Genomic DNA, 16465 nt, shown 5'->3' on the forward strand with positions numbered 1-16465 from the left:
CGTTGGCGCGCCAACCCGACCGTGTCAAGCAGATGATCCCGGATTACGCGTCTGTTTTGGTATCTGCCCCCGGCATCGCGGGTGGATTCGACGGCGACCGGGTTTTGCGCGCCTGCGGTTTTGATTGCTCTACCGCTGCCGCGGGTTTTGGCTGCGTAGCAGAAGGCGCTTGCTTCGGAGATGCTGCCTTGGGCGTACGGGGCGCGGGTTTTGCTCGGGTCGATTCGGTTTTTTCAAGCGTCTTAGCAGCTTTGGACCGTGCGGAGGGCGCCTTGGCCGCGGAATCCGCAGGTCGGGCCCGAGGTTTTTTCACCGGGGCTGATGCACCCGAGGAAGACGCGGCAGGGGTCGCGTTCCGTGCAACCGGCTTAACGTTATTGGCACCAGATACAGCCGGTTTCGTTTCTGTTTTTGGCTGCGGTGCCGGTTTTGGTGCTGGTTTGGCTTTCACTGCAGTTTCAACCCTAGGGGTGGCGGCGGCGCGTGGCTTCGCGGAAAACTCTGCAGGTTTGGGTTTGGGTTCGGGTTTCGGTGTAACCGCAACAACCTTCTTTACCGGTTTCTTCGCAACAGCGGTCTTTTGGGCCGCTGAATTTGACACGCGCGGCGCGGTAGCATTGGCCTTGACCGTCGTCTTTTTAACCGGTTTTGCAGGAGCTGATGCAGCCGAGTGCAGTGCTTGCACAGGTGCCATGGGCAGTTCAAACGCAGAACGGGCCACAATTTGCATGATCTTTATCTGGTTGACCATTGCGTAGCCTGCCATGCGAATTGCCGCAGCTTGAAACTCCAGCGGTTGGGTAATCGGATTCATTACATGTTTCTCCTGTAAAAACGATGCAGCCCGAGATTTGTGACTAGTGCCTTGTCCGCTTCGATTTCTCGAGCGACGGTTTCGGTCTTGCAGTCCAAGGCATCTCACGTCTCGGCCTCCTTTCAGGGCCGTTCACCATTCAATTGGCATACAACGGCTGCTGCATTCCCTATGGACATACAACAAAAAAACGAGCAGATGCAGCATTTTTGCTGCATTGCGGCAAAGGAGCGCCTACAGATGAAATCTCTGATCAAATTCTAACCGCTTACGCAGGTGTATTCACCCAACGTGAAACAGGGTGGTGAACAGTCTTGGATCCAAGCTGGATGCCGCAAAGGTTGGTCCTTCGGTCAGAATCGACACGGCGTCGTGGCTGTGCAGGCTTTCCTGATGGCTGGCGACAACCCGGAAATCACCGACGTGATGATCTGCCAGCAATTCAGCGCAGAACAAGCGCGCCGCATCTTCGACAAAAATCGGATTGGCGGCGTTTAGCTCGGCAAAAGCCTGTTCATCTTCACGTTTGACCATGACCTGCGTCTCGGTCGGAACCGCGCGTCGGCATAGCTCGATCAGGTCTTCAAACCACAGACAATCGGCGTCGCAATCGACGACCACGGAAATCCGCGCGACAGAACGTTGCGAATGCGGTGTCGCCAATTGTCCCCGCGTGGAACGGGCATGTTCACTCAGTTCCAAAGAGCACGGGCAGGTCGAGGAATAGACATAGTCCAGATGCATGATCTTCTGGCGCACACCGTTGGATTCCACCAGTTCCAGAGCGATGTCGTAATACTGGTACCCTTCCAGACCCGATCTCAGGCTCTTGATCTTGTCCGGGTAGGAAAACCGCATTTGGATACGGGCATCGAAACTGTCCAGATCGGTCATGTAGTCGTCAAGCGCCGCCTCCATCACTTCGAAACTGAATGTGCGCTCAGCATGTTTGTAGAATGACCGCATGATCCGGGACATGTTGATGCCCTTTTTCTCGGCCTCAAGGCTGACGGTACCGGTGATTGACGTCTCAAGCGTCAGGTCTTCACCCTCTTTCCGATGAAATCGGATCGGCAGGCGGAAATTCGAGATGCCGACATGCTGTATCTGCTGCTTGGCACCGCGGATCAGGCTGGACGGACCGTTTTGCAAATCAGGCAATGTCGCGCGGTAATCCGCGTCAACTGAGAAACCATCCGGGTACTCGCGCGAGAGCGAAGGGTAGTTCACCGCAGTCATGCCGGGCACCAGCCGCGCAATAGCCGGATCCAGTTGGCTGATCTCGGATGCCGTCGCAGATTCCGCCCATTGCCGCAGAACCTTCAGAGCCTCGGCGGCTTTTTCCTGATCCGGAGTATCATCAATGTCGCGCGGGTGAACGTTCATCGGCTGCGGTTCCTCGAATGGTCGGCAGAATATATACGGCTGCAGGTCACTTACCAGTTTAACCCATTACGCAGGAAATAGCAGTCCGGATTGAAAAAACCGGCGCAAAACCGTCATTTCGCAACGAATTACGCCTTTCGCAGACGCAAAGGTCAGGCTTCAACCGTGAATACCACCCGAAAAGACACCGCGTTCACAGACAACGCGACGCCCCCAGGCGGTAAGAGGCTTTTCACTGTGCTCCAGTTTTTTTCTGCGAAGCCTCCAATGCCTGTTGGATGTCCGCCAGCAGGTCCCTTGCGTCTTCCAGGCCAACTGAAAAACGGATCAGGCCCGGCGTTATGCCCAGCTCATCTTTTTGTGCATCGCTCAGGCGCTGGTGGGTGGTGGTCGCCGGGTGCGTCGCGATCGACTTGGCATCGCCCAGGTTGTTGGAGATCACAGGAATGGTCATCGCATTCAGGAAAGCAAAAGCCGCGTCCTTGCCACCCTTGATATCCAGAGACAACACGGTTCCGCCCTTTCCGCCAAGTTGCGATTGAACCAGAGCATTTTGCGCGTGGGTCTTCAAACCAGGGTAAAGGGTACGCAACAGCGCGGGATGCCCTTCAAGCGCCTCCGCGATCCTTTGCGCGCTGTCGGCCTGCGCATTGACGCGCAGCGCCATGGTTTCCAGACCTTTGAGCATGACCCAGGCGTTGAACGGGCTGAGCGCGCCGCCGGTATGCTTCAGATACGGCTCAACGGTTCCGCGGATGAAGTCCCTGGTGCCGATGATGACGCCGCCCAGCGCACGGCCCTGCCCGTCAATGTGCTTGGTTGCCGAATAAACGACCACATCCGCGCCCTGTTCTATCGCGCGCGAGAAGACGGGCGTCGAGAACACATTGTCCACCACCACAATGGCACCGACTGCATGGGCCAGCTCGGACACGGATGCGATGTCTATCACTTCAAGAGTCGGGTTCGACATGGATTCGAAGAAGACCGCCTTGGTGCCCGGGCGGATCGCTGCCTGCCATTGCTCCAGATCGGTGCCGTCCACAAAGGTAACTTCGACGCCAAAACGGGTCAGGATGTTCTCAAGAATGTACAGGCAGGACCCGAACAGTGCCTTTGCTGAAACAACATGGTCCCCGGCCTTCAACATCGAGGTCAGCGCACCGTTGACCGCCGCCATGCCCGAGGCCGTCGCGAACGCATCCTCGCCACCTTCAAGTGCCGCTATACGCTGTTCGAACATAGATACGGTCGGATTGCCATAGCGGGCATAGATGAACTCATCGGGGCCGCATTCCAGAAACCGGGCTTCGGCCTGTTCGGCGCTTTCGTAGACAAAGCCCTGCGTCAGGAAAATCGCCTCGCTCACCTCATTGTACTGACTGCGGCGGATACCGCCATGAACGGCTTGTGTGCGCTTGTTCCAGTTCTCGCTCATCTCATTCCTTTCAGCCTCTGGCGGAGGCAAACAAAAAACCCCAGACGCGGCCAAGCGAAAGGGGTCTTTCATCCTGACCTTTTAGCGGTGTTGTTTAGCGTGGCCCGCAATCCGGTAACAAATCGCCACGTAGCTCTGGGATGGCAATACGCCTCGGGCGGTTTGCGGTCAAGCCCGGCTTGCATTCGGTCACGCTTTCGTAAACCGCACTTGCCGAGCCGGCAGAAACCCGCATGATCCCCCCAACATCAGGAGAACACATGGCTGACCCGATTGATCTGTTTTTCTGGCCCACACCGAACGGCTGGAAAGTGTCCATCGCTCTGGAAGAGATGGAGCTGCCCTACACCACACATCTGATCGATATCGGAAAGGGTGATCAGTTCGCCCCCCGATTCCTGAAGATCGCCCCGAACAACCGGATGCCAGCAATCGTGGATCCAGACGGGCCAGATGGTACACCAATCTCGGTTTTTGAAAGCGGCGCAATCCTGATGTATCTGGCCCGCAAGACCGGGCGGTTCTATGGAAAGACCGAGCGTGATCGGATCGCCGTCGAAGAATGGCTGATGTGGCAGATGGGCGGCGTTGGTCCGATGGCCGGTCAGGCGCATCACTTCCTGAAATACGCCCCTCAGCTGAGCCCCCCACAGGACCTGCCCTACGCCAAAGACCGTTACCGGGCCGAGGTCGGTCGTCTTTACGGGGTACTCGACAGACGGCTGGCCGAGAACGAATACGTTGCAGGAGACTTCTATTCGATTGCAGACATGTCGATCTGGGGCTGGGCCAGCCTGTGGGAAGGGCAGCAGCAAGTGCTGGAGGACAAACCCCACTTTGCGCGCTGGCTGAAGGCCGTCGGCGCCCGCCCCGGCGTTCAGGCCGGGCGCGCTCTGCACGCAGATCTACGTGGAGACAATCGCGACAAGCAGGCGCAGGAGGTCTTGTTCAAACGATGACTGCGTTGAAAACCCGTTTGGATTGACGCTGATCATCGGCCCTGGCTGCCTTGGCCGCGGCAGGATCGGCTAGCGAAACTTGAATTCGGGCTCCGCAGGGAAAGACATCGGTCTATTCCTCCAAACCCCACTGCGCAACGCGGCAGTATTTCTGTGGTCAACGCGCATCCGGGGCGTCAGGACAAAAGCCGCTTGCGTTTTCCTTACCGCGTTTTTCCCAACTGGTTCTGCGGGTCGCTCATTCGTATCGAAAGAAAGGCCACCCGGCACCTTCGAGCGCGCCGAACGAAAGTTGGGAACCGAGTGCATTTTTTCACCGGTTTCTTCCACCAAACGTGTCATCTCTTTGCGCTTTAGATGTTGCAATTCCGAGAGGTATTTTTGGGTTTTCCCAAGGTGTCTGTGCTCGAAAGAATGGGCATTCAATGCTTCTTCGATCATTCTGGCGGTATGCACATATCCCTTTGAGCGTGTAAGCGCCAAGAGCTCCTCGAGGCGACTGGTTATCTGGCTCTCATCCAGATGGACGTTTTTTTCGAAAGATCCATGTTGTGTTACGTTGGGCATCTGAACCGACTCTGAGATGATGTGAGTAGCGTGCAATCGCGTCTGCGTTCTGACACAGGCGACGCATAGAGTTGCCTGCCATTACTCACGCGGCATCAAAGAGTCGACCAACCAGCGCCAAAGTGGCAAAAAAGCGCCTCTGTTCCGCCGTTGCATCAGGGGGCAACCAGGCGAGCACAGGTCTTGGTGCGCGCAAGGCGGCAACGCAGACGTCGGCTTTTGCCCGTGAAAGCTGGCCTACCCCTCGCCCCGCACCAGCACATCCAACATCCCCGAAATATCCTCGATATCTTCCGCAATCACATGGGTCACTGAATGCGCCCGCTGCATCCGGCCTGTCACTTTCAGCAACCGCCCCGAAATCACCGCACGGCGGAACTGTTCGTAGATTTTGCGCCAGACCACCACATTCACGATCCCGGTCTCATCTTCAAGCGTCAGAAAGATCACGCCCTTGGCCGTCCCCGGCCTCTGCCGCAGGATCACCAGCCCGGCCACAGCCACGCGCGCACCCTCGGACGGGGAATCCAGTTGGTTGGAAGGCAGACAAGACGGCGGGCGCGGCCAATCACGGTTTGAAGCCACAGGGCGAATGGGTGTAACAAGCATAAGAACAAAAATAGAACAAATGGCAAGAAAGTCCAGACACGGCGCACTGAGTCGCAAATGAGGCTGGAAAGACCTAAATGCCTTCACTAAGGAAGAAATCGAACATCGCAAAAGGAAGACGCACGCAATGGCAAAGATCACCTATGTCGAGCACGGCGGTACCGAACATACAGTCGAGGTCGCCAACGGACTGACCGTCATGGAAGGGGCCCGTGACAACAACATTCCCGGCATCGAGGCCGATTGCGGCGGCGCCTGCGCCTGCTCGACCTGCCATGTTTACGTCCATCCCGACTGGATCGAAAAAATTCCGGCAAAGGATGACATGGAAGAAGACATGCTGGACTTTGCGTTCGAGCCCGATCCGGCCCGCTCGCGCCTGACCTGCCAGATCAAAGTCACGGATGCGCTGGACGGGCTGGTCGTTCAGATGCCCGAAAAACAAATCTGATGTCTTCATGGCCGGTCGCCGCCGTCGCAATCGCATTTGGCGTTTGTCCGTTTCAGGCTCGGTCACAGCAACCATGGCAATATGAACCACTGGGCTCGGCGGAATACGCCGAACCCACTTCGCGGTATCCACATGGCGTTCTCGGCGATCAGATCGAGTACGGCGCGTTGGTTCTGCAATACGCACCTACATGGGCAAAATATACAATCCGGCTACCCAGGGAACGGGTTTTCGAAGACATCCAACCGCGCCTTGTCGACATAGACAATGATAACCGTCGCGAAGCACTTGTAGTCGAAAGCCATCGCGACAAAGGTGCAAGGCTCGCAATCTACAACGGTGGCGGCCTTATCGCTGCAACTCCTTACATAGGCACCCGCTTCCGCTGGCTCGCCCCGATTGGGGCCGCCGACCTGGACGGCGACGGGCATATCGAGATCGCTTACATCGACCGCCCTCACCTAGCCAATACATTGCGTATCTGGCGCTTCAAAGACGGCGGGTTGGCAGAAGTCGCCGCTCTGCCCGGATTGACCAACCACAGGATCAGTGAAGATTTCATTTCCGGCGGCCTGCGCACCTGCGGCGACCGCCCGGAACTGATCGTAGCCAGCGCCGACTGGTCGCGGATCGTCAGCGTCTCCTACGACAACGGCTGGATCAAATCTGACCTGGGCCCGTTCAAAGGCCACAACAGCCTAGCCCAAGCCCTGAACTGCTGATCCGCCTCTTCATCTGGCCAAAAACACCCTGGGGGGGGTGGGCGGTTGAAAGGAAATCGTCCAGTGGACGATTTCGACCGCGAACGCGCACAGCGCCGGGAGACCGCAAAACCGAGGGGGCAGCGACCTTAGCCCATTCGTTAGTTGTACTTTCAGTTGCGGTCGAGAAGTTGTCACCCCTGATTGTGATCCATCGGGCATTGCCCAAGCGCGAACGTCAAAATCGGGCCATTTCAGCTGTCCAAGAAGTATTCGTTCGCTGCAATGCGGCTTCCCGAAAGCAGCCATTCGCGCGTCACCAAAACCCAGACCAAAAGCTGAAGGACACACCCCAAAGAATCGCTTGCTTTGCATCTCAGCGTGCCTCCCTACCCGTTCCGAAGCGCACCAATACAAAGACGCACATCTTGGTCGCTCTGAACTTTGCAGAACCGATAATTGAAAAGTAAACAAGATCCTGAAGCGGTTCGGATGGCCAGCCGATGTACAGGAATTCAGGTTGAAATTTATGAAATCCTGATCGAACAAGCTCGCCGGTTTGCTAATCAGCTTTTTTGGCACATGTACTGAATCACATCCTTCGGGCATGCAAAAGCTAAGTTAGATACGATCGAGGTTGCGAACATGATCCGAATGAAGCAATTCGATATACCTTGGATCCCTGGATTTTTCCAAATTCCTGGTGTTGTGGGAAATCTGTGTTGGCGGGCGGGTATTTTCCGCACTTCGATAATTTGCGACACAACGCAAGTTCCCGATTGTGATGATCAGGCATAAGAACAGAGCTTCGACGTTGTTAGTTTGGCTTTGACCAACGCCTCCGCGAAGGTGACAGCACACACAACGCCATCAACAACCGGCAAACCAAATTCCTCGGACAAATGCGACATCAAGTCTGTCATCCCTGCACAACCCAAAACAATGGCCTCAGCCCTGTCTTCATCAATAGCGGCCCGAATCTCGGCCCTGATTTTGTCGACGGTGTTCGGGTCGTTTTCCTCAAGTTTTAGAACCGGTACGTCTGATGCGCGAACACGAACGCAACGGCGGTCTAAACCATAGCGCAACAGGTTCGATTCCAATCCTGCAAGAGAGCGGGACAATGTCGTGATGACGCTGAACTTTGGACTGATCATCGACGCCGCGTGATATGCGGCCTCGCCCACACCGATAACCGGAGCCGATGTGACACAGCGCACCGCATCAACACCGGTATCATCAAAACAAGCGACAACAATGGCATCAGCATCCGGATGTTCTTTAACAACGTCCAACAATCCAGGCACGCAAGTGGATACATCCAGATAGCCTTGGATACTAGCCGGACCATCTTGCGAGCTCGTGGCAATGATCTCAGTTTCCGGATCCGCAACAGCCCGGGCCGCCGCCTCAATCTTTCGGGTCATGGAACTGGTGGTGTTGGGATTGACGACAAGCAGTTTCACAACATCCTCACACTTCTCCGCCAAGATAGGCGGCTTTGATCCGGGGATCGGTCAGAAGTTCCTTGGATTTTCCAGAAATTACGACATTACCGGTGGTCAGCGCGTAGGCCCGGTGCGAAATCGACAGCGCCATGCGCGAGTTTTGTTCGACCAGCAGCACAGAAACACCCTCATCGCGATTGATGGCCACGATCGAACGGGCGATATCCTGTACTAGTTTGGGCGCGATGCCCAGCGACGGCTCGTCCAGCAACAACAGGCGCGGTTTTGCCATCAGCGCACGTCCGATGACCATCATCTGCTGTTCGCCACCCGACAGGGTGCCGGCCGATTGGGAATAGCGCTCTTTCAGCCGTGGGAACCGTTCCAGGACCGAATCCAGCGTTTGCTGGATGCCTGCTTTGTTCGACCGGGTGAACGCCCCCATCAGCAGGTTGTCTTTCACAGTCATATAGGGAAAGACACGGCGTCCTTCGGGCACCATTGCAATACCTTTGGATACGATGTCTGCCGGATTGGCACCGTCAATCTGTTCACCCTCAAAAGAAACCGAGCCGGCCTTGACCTGAGCCAACCCTGTGATCGCCCGCAGGATCGAGCTTTTGCCCGCACCGTTGGCGCCGATCAGCGCAACGGTTTCTCCCTGCTCCAGATCGATCGACACACCTTTCAGCGCATAGACATGGTCGTAGTAGAGCTCGACATCCTTGAATTCTAACATCTTTGTCATGGCTCAGATCCCGATCTCGTCATCCGCGCTGCCCAGATAGGCTTCGATGACCTTTTCGTTGTTCTGGATTTCCCCAGGCGTCCCTTCGGCGATCATTTCGCCAAAGTTTAGAACCACAATCCGGTCGGATATATTCATCACCGCAGGCATGTCGTGTTCCACCAACAGCACCGTAACACCCCGGTCATCGCGCACCTTGCGCACCAGATTGACCATCTTCATGGTTTCGTCATGGTTCATCCCGGCAAAGGGTTCATCCAACAGCAGGACCTTGGGATCAGTGGCCAATCCAATGGCAATTCCAAGCGCCCGCAAGTTCCCTTGTGGCAGGTTCGAGGCCTGCTCATTGGCGATCTCGGTCATGCCAAGGAATTCGATCAGATCGTCGGCATATTGGCCAAAGCTGTCGACATCCTCATGCGCCATCCTGGTGCCCCAGAAATACCCCGCCAATGAGGCGCGGGCCCGCAAATGCTGCGCGACGATGATGCTTTCGCGCACGGTCATCGACTTGAAGATAGTCGTTTCCTGAAACGTGCGAACGACCCCTTTACGCGCCACCACATGCGGCTTCAGGTTCGAAATCCTTTCGCCCTTGAACAGCACCTCCCCCGTTGTTGTAGGCAAAAAGGACGAGATCATCTTGAACAGTGTGCTTTTTCCAGCCCCGTTTGGCCCGATCACTGACAGGATCTCATTTTCATTGACATTGAAGGAGATATCGCTGTTGGCGGTCAAACCGCCGAACTTCTTGGTGACATGGCGGATTTCCAGTAGATGACTCATTTGTCGGCCCCCTTTTTACCGGGAAGGCGAAGGCTCAGCAGGCCGTTTGGCAGCACCAACATCAGGATGATCAGCAAGCTGGAATAGGCCAACAATTGGAAGCGACCCAATTCAAACAGCAGGTCCCAACCGAAATACAGAACCAGTGTGCCCAGCATTGGGCCAAAGACATATCCCAAACCGCCCAGGAAACAATTCAGCATGAAGTTCACGCTGTCGGCGACCTGAAAGCTGGAAGGGTAAACCGACTGTGCGATTGAGCCGAACATCGCCCCGCCAATACCGCCCAGAAAGGACGAGATCGCGAACACGATGACCCGGATGTACGAGATGTTGACGCCGATAGAACTGGCCAACTCCTCGTTCTGCTGCATCGACCGACACAGATGGCCAAGCCGCGAATTCACCAGCCGATACATGGCGGCAAAGGTCAGCACCATCAGCACGCTGGCGGCGTAGTAGAAGGCAAGCCTTGGGTTTTCCAGCGTCGCGAAATCCGGGATCAGGGTCAGGCCCAGAACCGACACCCCTCCGGGCAGCGGGATCGAGGTGATACCCTTGGCCCCATTCGTAATTGGCAAGGCCAGCGCGGTCAGGGTGACCACCTGCGTCAGCACCAGTGAAATCATGGCAAAGTAGACACCGCGCAGGCGCAGGATCGGAACCCCGATCACAACCGCCACAGCGGCGGCGAACAGCCCCGCCAGCGGCAGCGACAGCCAAAAGGACATACCAGCCTTGGTCACCAAAACGGCTGAAACATAGGCCCCGATCAGGGCAAATGCCCCCTGACCGATATTGATGCGCCCGATATAGAAAGTTAGCCAAACTCCTGCGCTGGCTATAGACAAGAGCGCCACCGAGGTCAGAGTATAATACAGGTCGGACCGCCCCGATGCCGTGATAAAACCAGGTATTGCGATGAAGACGGTCAGCAGGAAGATAGCCAAGCCGACCCATTGGATCATGTTGAGTTTCGGCACTGTGTTATCCCCACGGTTTGCCCATCAGCCCCTGCGGACGGATGGCCAGGAAAATCATCAGCGAGACGAAAATCAGCAGATAGGTGATGTCGCCATACTGCGAGAGGACGGCCAGACCAACGGCTTCGAGAAAGCCAAGGATAATCCCGCCCGCAATCGCGCCGGAGATCACACCCGCACCTCCGATCATCACCATCATGAAGGCTTTGATCGAGGTCGGTCCGCCCATGCCAAGATTGACGCCGGTGATCGTCACCAGCAATCCACCAACCAGACCGGCCAGCATGGCACCCAGGGCGAAACCGATCATCGAATACCGGGCGACGTTGACCCCCATCAACTGCGCCGCCGTCCGATCTTGCGCCAGCGCGCGCAGCGCTCGGCCAGTTTTGGAATACTGCATGAACAAGATAAACGAGATGATCGACAGGATGGCCAAAACGCAGATCAGGATGCGATCATAGGGCATGATCAATCGGAAATCCCAATTGAAAACACCGTCGACGATTTTGGGAACACCGCGTTGCTTCTCGCCAAAGACCAGCAAGATGATCGCATCGAAAAAGAACGCCAAACCTGCCGCCAGAAGCATTGTGCTCTCCTCGCGGGAAGATCGACGTATGACCGGCGCAAACAGAAAACGCTCAATCAATGCGCCAAGCACTGCAAGTGTGATACAGGACGCCAAAAGCGCCAGCACAAACGGCCAGCCCAGCTGTCCGTAAAACGTATAGGTGACAAAACCGCCAAGAACATACATCTGCCCATGGGCAAAATTCAGCACGTTCATCAGGGCGAAAATCAGCGTCAATCCAAGGGCGATCATCGCATATTGCGCGCCCAGATAGATGCCATTTGCTAGTATCTGTTCCATGAGTATCCCGCGTAAGGTTCGGGTATCCCGGGCTGGAGATCAGCCCGGGAGGTCAGTGGCTCGGTAGGCTTTTGCCTTGGTTGGGAGTATTGCCTCAGTCGACTTCAGCGACAAAGAGCGTTTCAAACGCACCGTCCTGATAGACATTGACGACCAGTGGAACGGCAATCTGACGCTTTTGTCCGAACGACGTCGTGCCCACATAGCGCATCTTGGCGTCGCCCTTCATGAACGGATTGGGGGCCTCGAACGTGTCCATCGTGGCTTGGAACGCCGCGACATCCTCGATACCAGCCGGGTTCGCATTCAATGTCGCCAGAATGTATTCCAGCGCATAGACTTTGGTGTTGGACTCGTCGTTATATTCGCCGAACATATCAGTATAGCGTTTGACGAATTCCTTCATGTCATCCGATGCGATCTCGGGCGTTGACGCGCCGCCAACCGAAATGAACCCATTGGCCAGATCACCTGCCCCTTCACGCAGAACCGTCGCATCCTGCGCGGTTTCGGTTGAGATGATACCCTGGAACCCGAGCTCGCGCGCTGAACGGATCAGCTGAGGCGCATTGGCCGGGGAAACGCCGGACAGAACCAGCAAGTCCGGCTGCGTGCGCATAACCGGGGTCAACACCGGCGTGAAATCGGTGGTGTCCACCTGATAAGTCACGTTGTCGGAAACAACCTCAAGCCCCAACGCCTTGGCCGCTTCGATACCGCCATCCCGCTGGCTCAGCGGATCGGACTCGTTCGCGGCGACGAAAGCAACAGACTTCACGCCCTTTTCATCCTTGAGGTATTTATAGATCGCGGGACCGGACTGATAATTGGCAACCATACCCAGAACGGCATTCGATGCGGGGGCCGAGTACAGCTCTTTCGGGAAGGCATAGGGGAAATACATTATCCCTTGCGCTTCGGCGACCGGACGCACCGCTGCGGCACCGTCATCCACGTTGGGGCCGACCACATAGTGGATACCTTCTTGCGCCATCTTTTCCATACCGGCGATGGCGCGCTTGGGGTCTTTCTGATCGTCAAACGAGACGATTTCGATATCGTAGGTGGTGTCACCAATTTTGTAACCACCAGCCTCATTGATCCATTCAGCTCGCGCTTCCATCGAGCGTTGATTGGAAATGCCCCAGGCCGCCGCCGGACCAGAGGTCACGCCAACAAAGCCTATCTTAAGGACCGGGTTCTCGGCCCAGGCGGCCGATCCAAGCACGGATGCGGCCAGCGCCAAAGCAGCCGATGATTTCATCAGAGTTCTGCGTTTCATTATTTCCTCCCTACTGAGGTATCGGCGCCTCTTTCGGGCGCTTGCAAAAATAGACTGTGTCATCGGTCGAATCCCGGTGAACGCGTTAAGTTCTGCATTGTTAACAATTTCTGTCAACACTTTTTGTTGTGCACAATATTGATATTGTCAACAAAACTCCGATATATTGTAAGAAGAAAGCCTTGCAGCTATTAACAAATTTCAGGCCTACCCCACTGGGATGAAACGAGATGACGGACGAACCTGAAGACAAGCTAGGCACCCTGCGAACCGATCCTGATGAACAAATGATCGTTGATCGGATCTATTCTGCGGTGATGGAGCAGAAACTGGCTCCCAGAACCAAGCTGAGCGAACTGGCATTGTGTGAGACCTTCGGCGTCGGTCGAATGCGCGTGCGCCGCGCGCTGTTGCTGCTAAGTAGCCAGGGGATCGTCGATCTGCGTTCCAATCGTGGTGCGTATGTTGCCTGCCCCAGCGCCGATGAGGCCCGCGAGGTCTTTGTTGCCCGTCTGATGATTGAAACTGGCATCGTGCGAGAACTGGCGCGTGGCATCAGTGATGAGGGTGTTCAAGCCCTACGTGCGCATGTCGAGAAAGAAGAGATTGCACGAAATGATGATGACAGGACTGAAATGATCCGTCTTTCAGGTGCCTTTCACGTCGAACTGGCGCGATGTCACAAGAACTCGGTTCTGACCCGCGTTCTGCGAGAGTTGGTCACCCGCACTTCACTGATCGTTGCCCTGTTCGGATCAAACCGCAATGCCACCTGCCCGGATGACGAACATACTTCGATCATTGACGCGATTGCAGATGGCCAGCCGCAAGCGGCCGAAGACGCCATACGTCACCATATTCTTCATGTTCAGAATTCACTGGACCTCGAACAAACCCAAAAGACAGAACCTGATTTGGCGAAGATATTAAGCGGGCGAATGTAACTCGCATTTGGGGTCGTGCCGCAGGTTTTTTTGGCGTCGCTCGTGGGCACACAATCTGCGGCATTCAATCATCTCGTAACCTTCAGGGCGCTTCATTGCACAAGCTCATCGTATAGCTCTAAATTGGCCGTGCCCCACTTTCAACTGATCGAACGTTTGATAACTTGAATGTCCGCTTCTAACTCAGTGCCTGGCGATTTATGCGTCAGCCGCGAATGTCTTCTTCCCGCCCGTTTCCTCGCCCTCACTCTCAACAGGGGGCAACAACGGGTTCGTCCTCGGAGCTGCCACCCAACAATGCCCCGCTTCTGAGATGCATCTCGGCTTGCAACCCGTTTTGCGCTCCCTTTTCCGGCATCAGCGTGATCTTGTCGATGAGCATCGCCAGATATCCCTGCTCTTCCTCGAGACGGATTTCTGCAAGTCTGAGCTACAACGAGCATAAACGACGGCGCGTTGAGTCATGGCGTTTCCTTGATGGGGTGGTTCAAATTGGCGGCGGGTTGCGACGCGATGGCTTGCACCTCGGCGCGCGCCATCAGCTTGAGCAGACCGCGCAGGGCGATCTGTGTTTGGTTGTTTGCGCCCTGTGGCGCGTTGACGGCCTGAGCGGTGAACTGAAGGGGTGTACTGTCCATGTCGGGGTCCCTGTGTTGGTGTCAGCCGTGAGTGGCAGTCGGAACTTGGGACCGACGGAATTTTTGCAGAAAACAGTTTGGATGGTTTGATCCGAAAGCGCCTTTGCGCCTCCGGATCGTTGCAGGTCAGGTCATATCCTGACCGCGCAGCGTCAGCGCGATTTGCTCGGATCGACGCAATCGGCCGAGTGTTTGCCGGGTTGTGCGCAACGACATCAGGGGCTGGATTTTGTTGTCCAGATCCCGCGCCTTCGGCTCAAACTCTTCGATATGGTAGCCGCCGCGCACATGGTTCTCATCCGAGATAAACTCGGTGCGCCGTCCAGTGTCGACAACTTCGATCAGCCGCAACAGCATACACTCCAACGCATCGAGGTCTCGCGCAGAGAGAACCTTCTCCTAGGCTATCCGCACCGCAAGACGGCGCGCGGCATTGGCACTTTGTATGGCGTGCAACGCGTCATGGTCCTCTGCGTGAGGTGATCATCACAGCGCACAAGGACTGGTTTGCAGCGTTTGATCACGACAACATAGACCACCTGTTTGGTGAGAGTCGCCAGGACCATTTTGAGCAAGCGGCTGTAGCGTGGCTCAAAGACAGCTTTGGAGATGATGTCATTCTCGCACGGGCTGATCTTGATGAGACCACCTATCATATCCACGCGGTTGTGTTGCCACGCTCACAAACCAAAGACGGGCGCAGGATGCTGCAGCCGTCAGTGCACGCTCTGATCAAGGACTATGAGAAAGCGCAAGACAGCGTTGGCGAGTGGTTCTCAGAATTGGGTCTGCAACGCGGAGAGCGGCGCAAGCAGGCACTGCGAGACGCGGTGCATCAGCATCGCAATGATCAGACATCAAGCGCCAATGAGAACGAGGGACTCGCGAGCCTTCCGGAGCATGTGGAGCACGTTAGCCCGCGCAAATGGCGGGAAGAGAAAGAATGGCAACTGACAGAGCGTGAAGCCCACGTAGGCAAACGCGAGAAACAAGCCGCGACCGTGATACAGACCGCAAAGGCCGTCACGGAGGGCGACCCCAAAACGCTGGCGGAGATGACGCAGCCTAATGGCAAATCCTTCGCCGCGCGCTTGTTTGGAAGAGCATTTTTGCATTGTGCACAAAAGCCCGCGAGGAGGCATGGCAGGAAGCCCAAGCTGAGGTGCAGGCGCATTTTGAAGAGATCAAAGCGGCGGATGACGCGATTGTCGCAGCGTCGGCATCCCTTCCGGACCGTGCAAAGAAAGAGATCATCAAAGCGCGTAGGTCACTGGTGGGGCGCATCACGACACTCAAGCGCGCGATCAATAAATGGCACCAACCAGGGAAAAACAAGGATTCCGAGGTTTAAAGGTGTCAAACTCCCCTCAAACTTTTTTCTCGCTAAAGACCAACGAACATACGTGATGAGTGTCGATGGCGGCGAGAAGCCCCCACCGGCTTTTACAGGGAGCAAGTGCTCTCAAAAAATTATGTTAAACAAGAGGGACTTCTCATGAATCTACTGACAAACCTCTCCTCGGCGCAATTGTGCGCGCTCGGAATCATTGCAGACATCGGCAAAGCGCAAGCCGAGGACACCGCAAAAATCATGGAGGCCTTTGCGGATACGCTGCCTGCATTCCTTGAAGCCGCGACGGAAGACGATGCCTTCGGGCGCAAAGTCTTCGTGCTCTTTGAAGCCGTTACCAAAATCGGCGCCGCAAAAAGATACAGCGTCATCCGCTGCGTCCAGCAGGCATCGACCAAGAAGTCGAGAAACTGCGGGGGGTTAAAAAAGAGCAAGCCGAAGGTGATGGCAAGACCAGATCCGGAACCCAAGGGGTAAGCGGCTAGA

General features: G+C 55.9%; 20 protein-coding genes and 1 riboswitch. Of the genes, 7 read left to right on the forward strand and 13 right to left on the reverse strand.

The window, feature by feature from the left end; genetic code table 11:
- The first annotated feature begins 2 nt into the window (after nucleotides 1–2).
- The gene (locus D1823_RS07585) at nucleotides 3–758 is read left to right on the forward strand and encodes a hypothetical protein (RefSeq protein ID WP_117869342.1); all 756 of its coding nucleotides are present in this window, start codon (nucleotides 3–5) and stop codon (nucleotides 756–758) included.
- A 338-nt stretch (nucleotides 759–1096) separates the two neighbouring features.
- Here the strand turns inward: D1823_RS07585 and folE2 are convergent, their stop codons facing one another.
- Nucleotides 1097–2200: a GTP cyclohydrolase FolE2 gene (gene folE2 / locus D1823_RS07590; RefSeq protein WP_117869343.1), complete on the reverse strand. Its 1104-nt coding sequence runs from the start codon at nucleotides 2198–2200 to the stop codon at nucleotides 1097–1099.
- 232 nt (nucleotides 2201–2432) lie between these two features.
- Entirely contained in the window at nucleotides 2433–3638 is a 1206-nt protein-coding gene (gene metZ, locus D1823_RS07595; RefSeq protein WP_117869344.1) for an O-succinylhomoserine sulfhydrylase, read from the reverse strand.
- A 61-nt stretch (nucleotides 3639–3699) separates the two neighbouring features.
- Nucleotides 3700–3777, reverse strand: a riboswitch (SAM riboswitch).
- 121 nt (nucleotides 3778–3898) lie between these two features.
- On the opposite strand from metZ, the gene D1823_RS07600 reads away from it, so the two are divergent.
- Nucleotides 3899–4597, forward strand: coding sequence for a glutathione S-transferase N-terminal domain-containing protein (locus D1823_RS07600; RefSeq protein ID WP_117869345.1), 699 nt, complete (start codon nucleotides 3899–3901; stop codon nucleotides 4595–4597).
- 69 nt (nucleotides 4598–4666) lie between these two features.
- On the opposite strand, the gene D1823_RS07605 is transcribed toward D1823_RS07600, so the two are convergent.
- Both D1823_RS07605 and D1823_RS07610 read right to left on the reverse strand, forming a co-directional pair.
- Complete coding sequence (locus D1823_RS07605) at nucleotides 4667–5164, reverse strand: hypothetical protein (protein WP_117869346.1); 498 nt, start codon at nucleotides 5162–5164, stop codon at nucleotides 4667–4669.
- A 237-nt stretch (nucleotides 5165–5401) separates the two neighbouring features.
- Entirely contained in the window at nucleotides 5402–5773 is a 372-nt protein-coding gene (locus tag D1823_RS07610) for an OB-fold nucleic acid binding domain-containing protein (protein WP_117869347.1), read from the reverse strand.
- A gap of 127 nt (nucleotides 5774–5900) precedes the next feature.
- Here D1823_RS07610 and D1823_RS07615 point away from each other — a divergent pair, with 127 nt between their 5' ends.
- Both D1823_RS07615 and D1823_RS07620 read left to right on the forward strand, forming a co-directional pair.
- Complete coding sequence (locus tag D1823_RS07615) at nucleotides 5901–6224, forward strand: 2Fe-2S iron-sulfur cluster-binding protein (RefSeq protein WP_117869348.1); 324 nt, start codon at nucleotides 5901–5903, stop codon at nucleotides 6222–6224.
- Nucleotides 6224–6946 carry a VCBS repeat-containing protein gene (locus D1823_RS07620; RefSeq protein ID WP_117869349.1) on the forward strand — a complete coding sequence of 241 codons (723 nt, stop codon included), beginning with the start codon at nucleotides 6224–6226 and terminating at the stop codon, nucleotides 6944–6946. Before D1823_RS07615 ends, D1823_RS07620 begins: the two co-directional genes overlap by 1 nt.
- Nucleotides 6947–7713: 767 nt before the next feature.
- Here D1823_RS07620 and D1823_RS07625 read toward each other — a convergent pair.
- The 6 genes from D1823_RS07625 to D1823_RS07650 all read right to left on the reverse strand — a co-directional run bounded on the left by D1823_RS07625 (nucleotide 7714) and on the right by D1823_RS07650 (nucleotide 13046).
- Complete coding sequence (locus tag D1823_RS07625) at nucleotides 7714–8391, reverse strand: aspartate/glutamate racemase family protein (protein WP_117869350.1); 678 nt, start codon at nucleotides 8389–8391, stop codon at nucleotides 7714–7716.
- Nucleotides 8392–8398: 7 nt separating this feature from the next.
- Nucleotides 8399–9112: an ABC transporter ATP-binding protein gene (locus D1823_RS07630; protein WP_205511971.1), complete on the reverse strand. Its 714-nt coding sequence runs from the start codon at nucleotides 9110–9112 to the stop codon at nucleotides 8399–8401.
- 12 nt (nucleotides 9113–9124) lie between these two features.
- Complete coding sequence (locus tag D1823_RS07635) at nucleotides 9125–9907, reverse strand: ABC transporter ATP-binding protein (RefSeq protein ID WP_117869352.1); 783 nt, start codon at nucleotides 9905–9907, stop codon at nucleotides 9125–9127.
- A complete protein-coding gene (locus D1823_RS07640) occupies nucleotides 9904–10875 on the reverse strand; it encodes a branched-chain amino acid ABC transporter permease (protein WP_117869353.1) in 972 nt (323 codons plus the stop codon). The genes D1823_RS07635 and D1823_RS07640 overlap by 4 nt, the downstream gene beginning before the upstream one ends.
- Nucleotides 10876–10894: 19 nt before the next feature.
- A complete protein-coding gene (locus tag D1823_RS07645) occupies nucleotides 10895–11764 on the reverse strand; it encodes a branched-chain amino acid ABC transporter permease (RefSeq protein WP_117869354.1) in 870 nt (289 codons plus the stop codon).
- 94 nt (nucleotides 11765–11858) lie between these two features.
- Entirely contained in the window at nucleotides 11859–13046 is a 1188-nt protein-coding gene (locus D1823_RS07650; RefSeq protein WP_205511943.1) for an ABC transporter substrate-binding protein, read from the reverse strand.
- A 230-nt stretch (nucleotides 13047–13276) separates the two neighbouring features.
- Here D1823_RS07650 and D1823_RS07655 point away from each other — a divergent pair, with 230 nt between their 5' ends.
- The gene (locus D1823_RS07655; protein WP_117869355.1) at nucleotides 13277–13990 is read left to right on the forward strand and encodes a GntR family transcriptional regulator; all 714 of its coding nucleotides are present in this window, start codon (nucleotides 13277–13279) and stop codon (nucleotides 13988–13990) included.
- 250 nt (nucleotides 13991–14240) lie between these two features.
- On the opposite strand, the gene D1823_RS22230 is transcribed toward D1823_RS07655, so the two are convergent.
- The 3 genes from D1823_RS22230 to D1823_RS07660 all read right to left on the reverse strand — a co-directional run bounded on the left by D1823_RS22230 (nucleotide 14241) and on the right by D1823_RS07660 (nucleotide 14979).
- A complete protein-coding gene (locus D1823_RS22230; RefSeq protein WP_256369670.1) occupies nucleotides 14241–14372 on the reverse strand; it encodes a hypothetical protein in 132 nt (43 codons plus the stop codon).
- Nucleotides 14373–14451: 79 nt separating this feature from the next.
- Nucleotides 14452–14628, reverse strand: coding sequence for a hypothetical protein (locus D1823_RS21880; RefSeq protein WP_162896785.1), 177 nt, complete (start codon nucleotides 14626–14628; stop codon nucleotides 14452–14454).
- A gap of 126 nt (nucleotides 14629–14754) precedes the next feature.
- Complete coding sequence (locus tag D1823_RS07660) at nucleotides 14755–14979, reverse strand: hypothetical protein (RefSeq protein ID WP_162896786.1); 225 nt, start codon at nucleotides 14977–14979, stop codon at nucleotides 14755–14757.
- A gap of 128 nt (nucleotides 14980–15107) precedes the next feature.
- Here D1823_RS07660 and D1823_RS07665 point away from each other — a divergent pair, with 128 nt between their 5' ends.
- Nucleotides 15108–16127 carry a plasmid recombination protein gene (locus D1823_RS07665; protein ID WP_162896787.1) on the forward strand — a complete coding sequence of 340 codons (1020 nt, stop codon included), beginning with the start codon at nucleotides 15108–15110 and terminating at the stop codon, nucleotides 16125–16127.
- Nucleotides 16124–16456, forward strand: a complete 333-nt coding sequence (locus tag D1823_RS07670; protein ID WP_117869358.1) for a hypothetical protein — start codon at nucleotides 16124–16126, stop codon at nucleotides 16454–16456. The genes D1823_RS07665 and D1823_RS07670 overlap by 4 nt, the downstream gene beginning before the upstream one ends.
- The last annotated feature ends 9 nt before the right edge of the window (nucleotides 16457–16465 follow it).

Origin of the sequence: Ruegeria sp. AD91A, from assembly GCF_003443535.1 — a bacterium.
Taxonomy (GTDB): Bacteria; Pseudomonadota; Alphaproteobacteria; order Rhodobacterales; family Rhodobacteraceae; genus Ruegeria.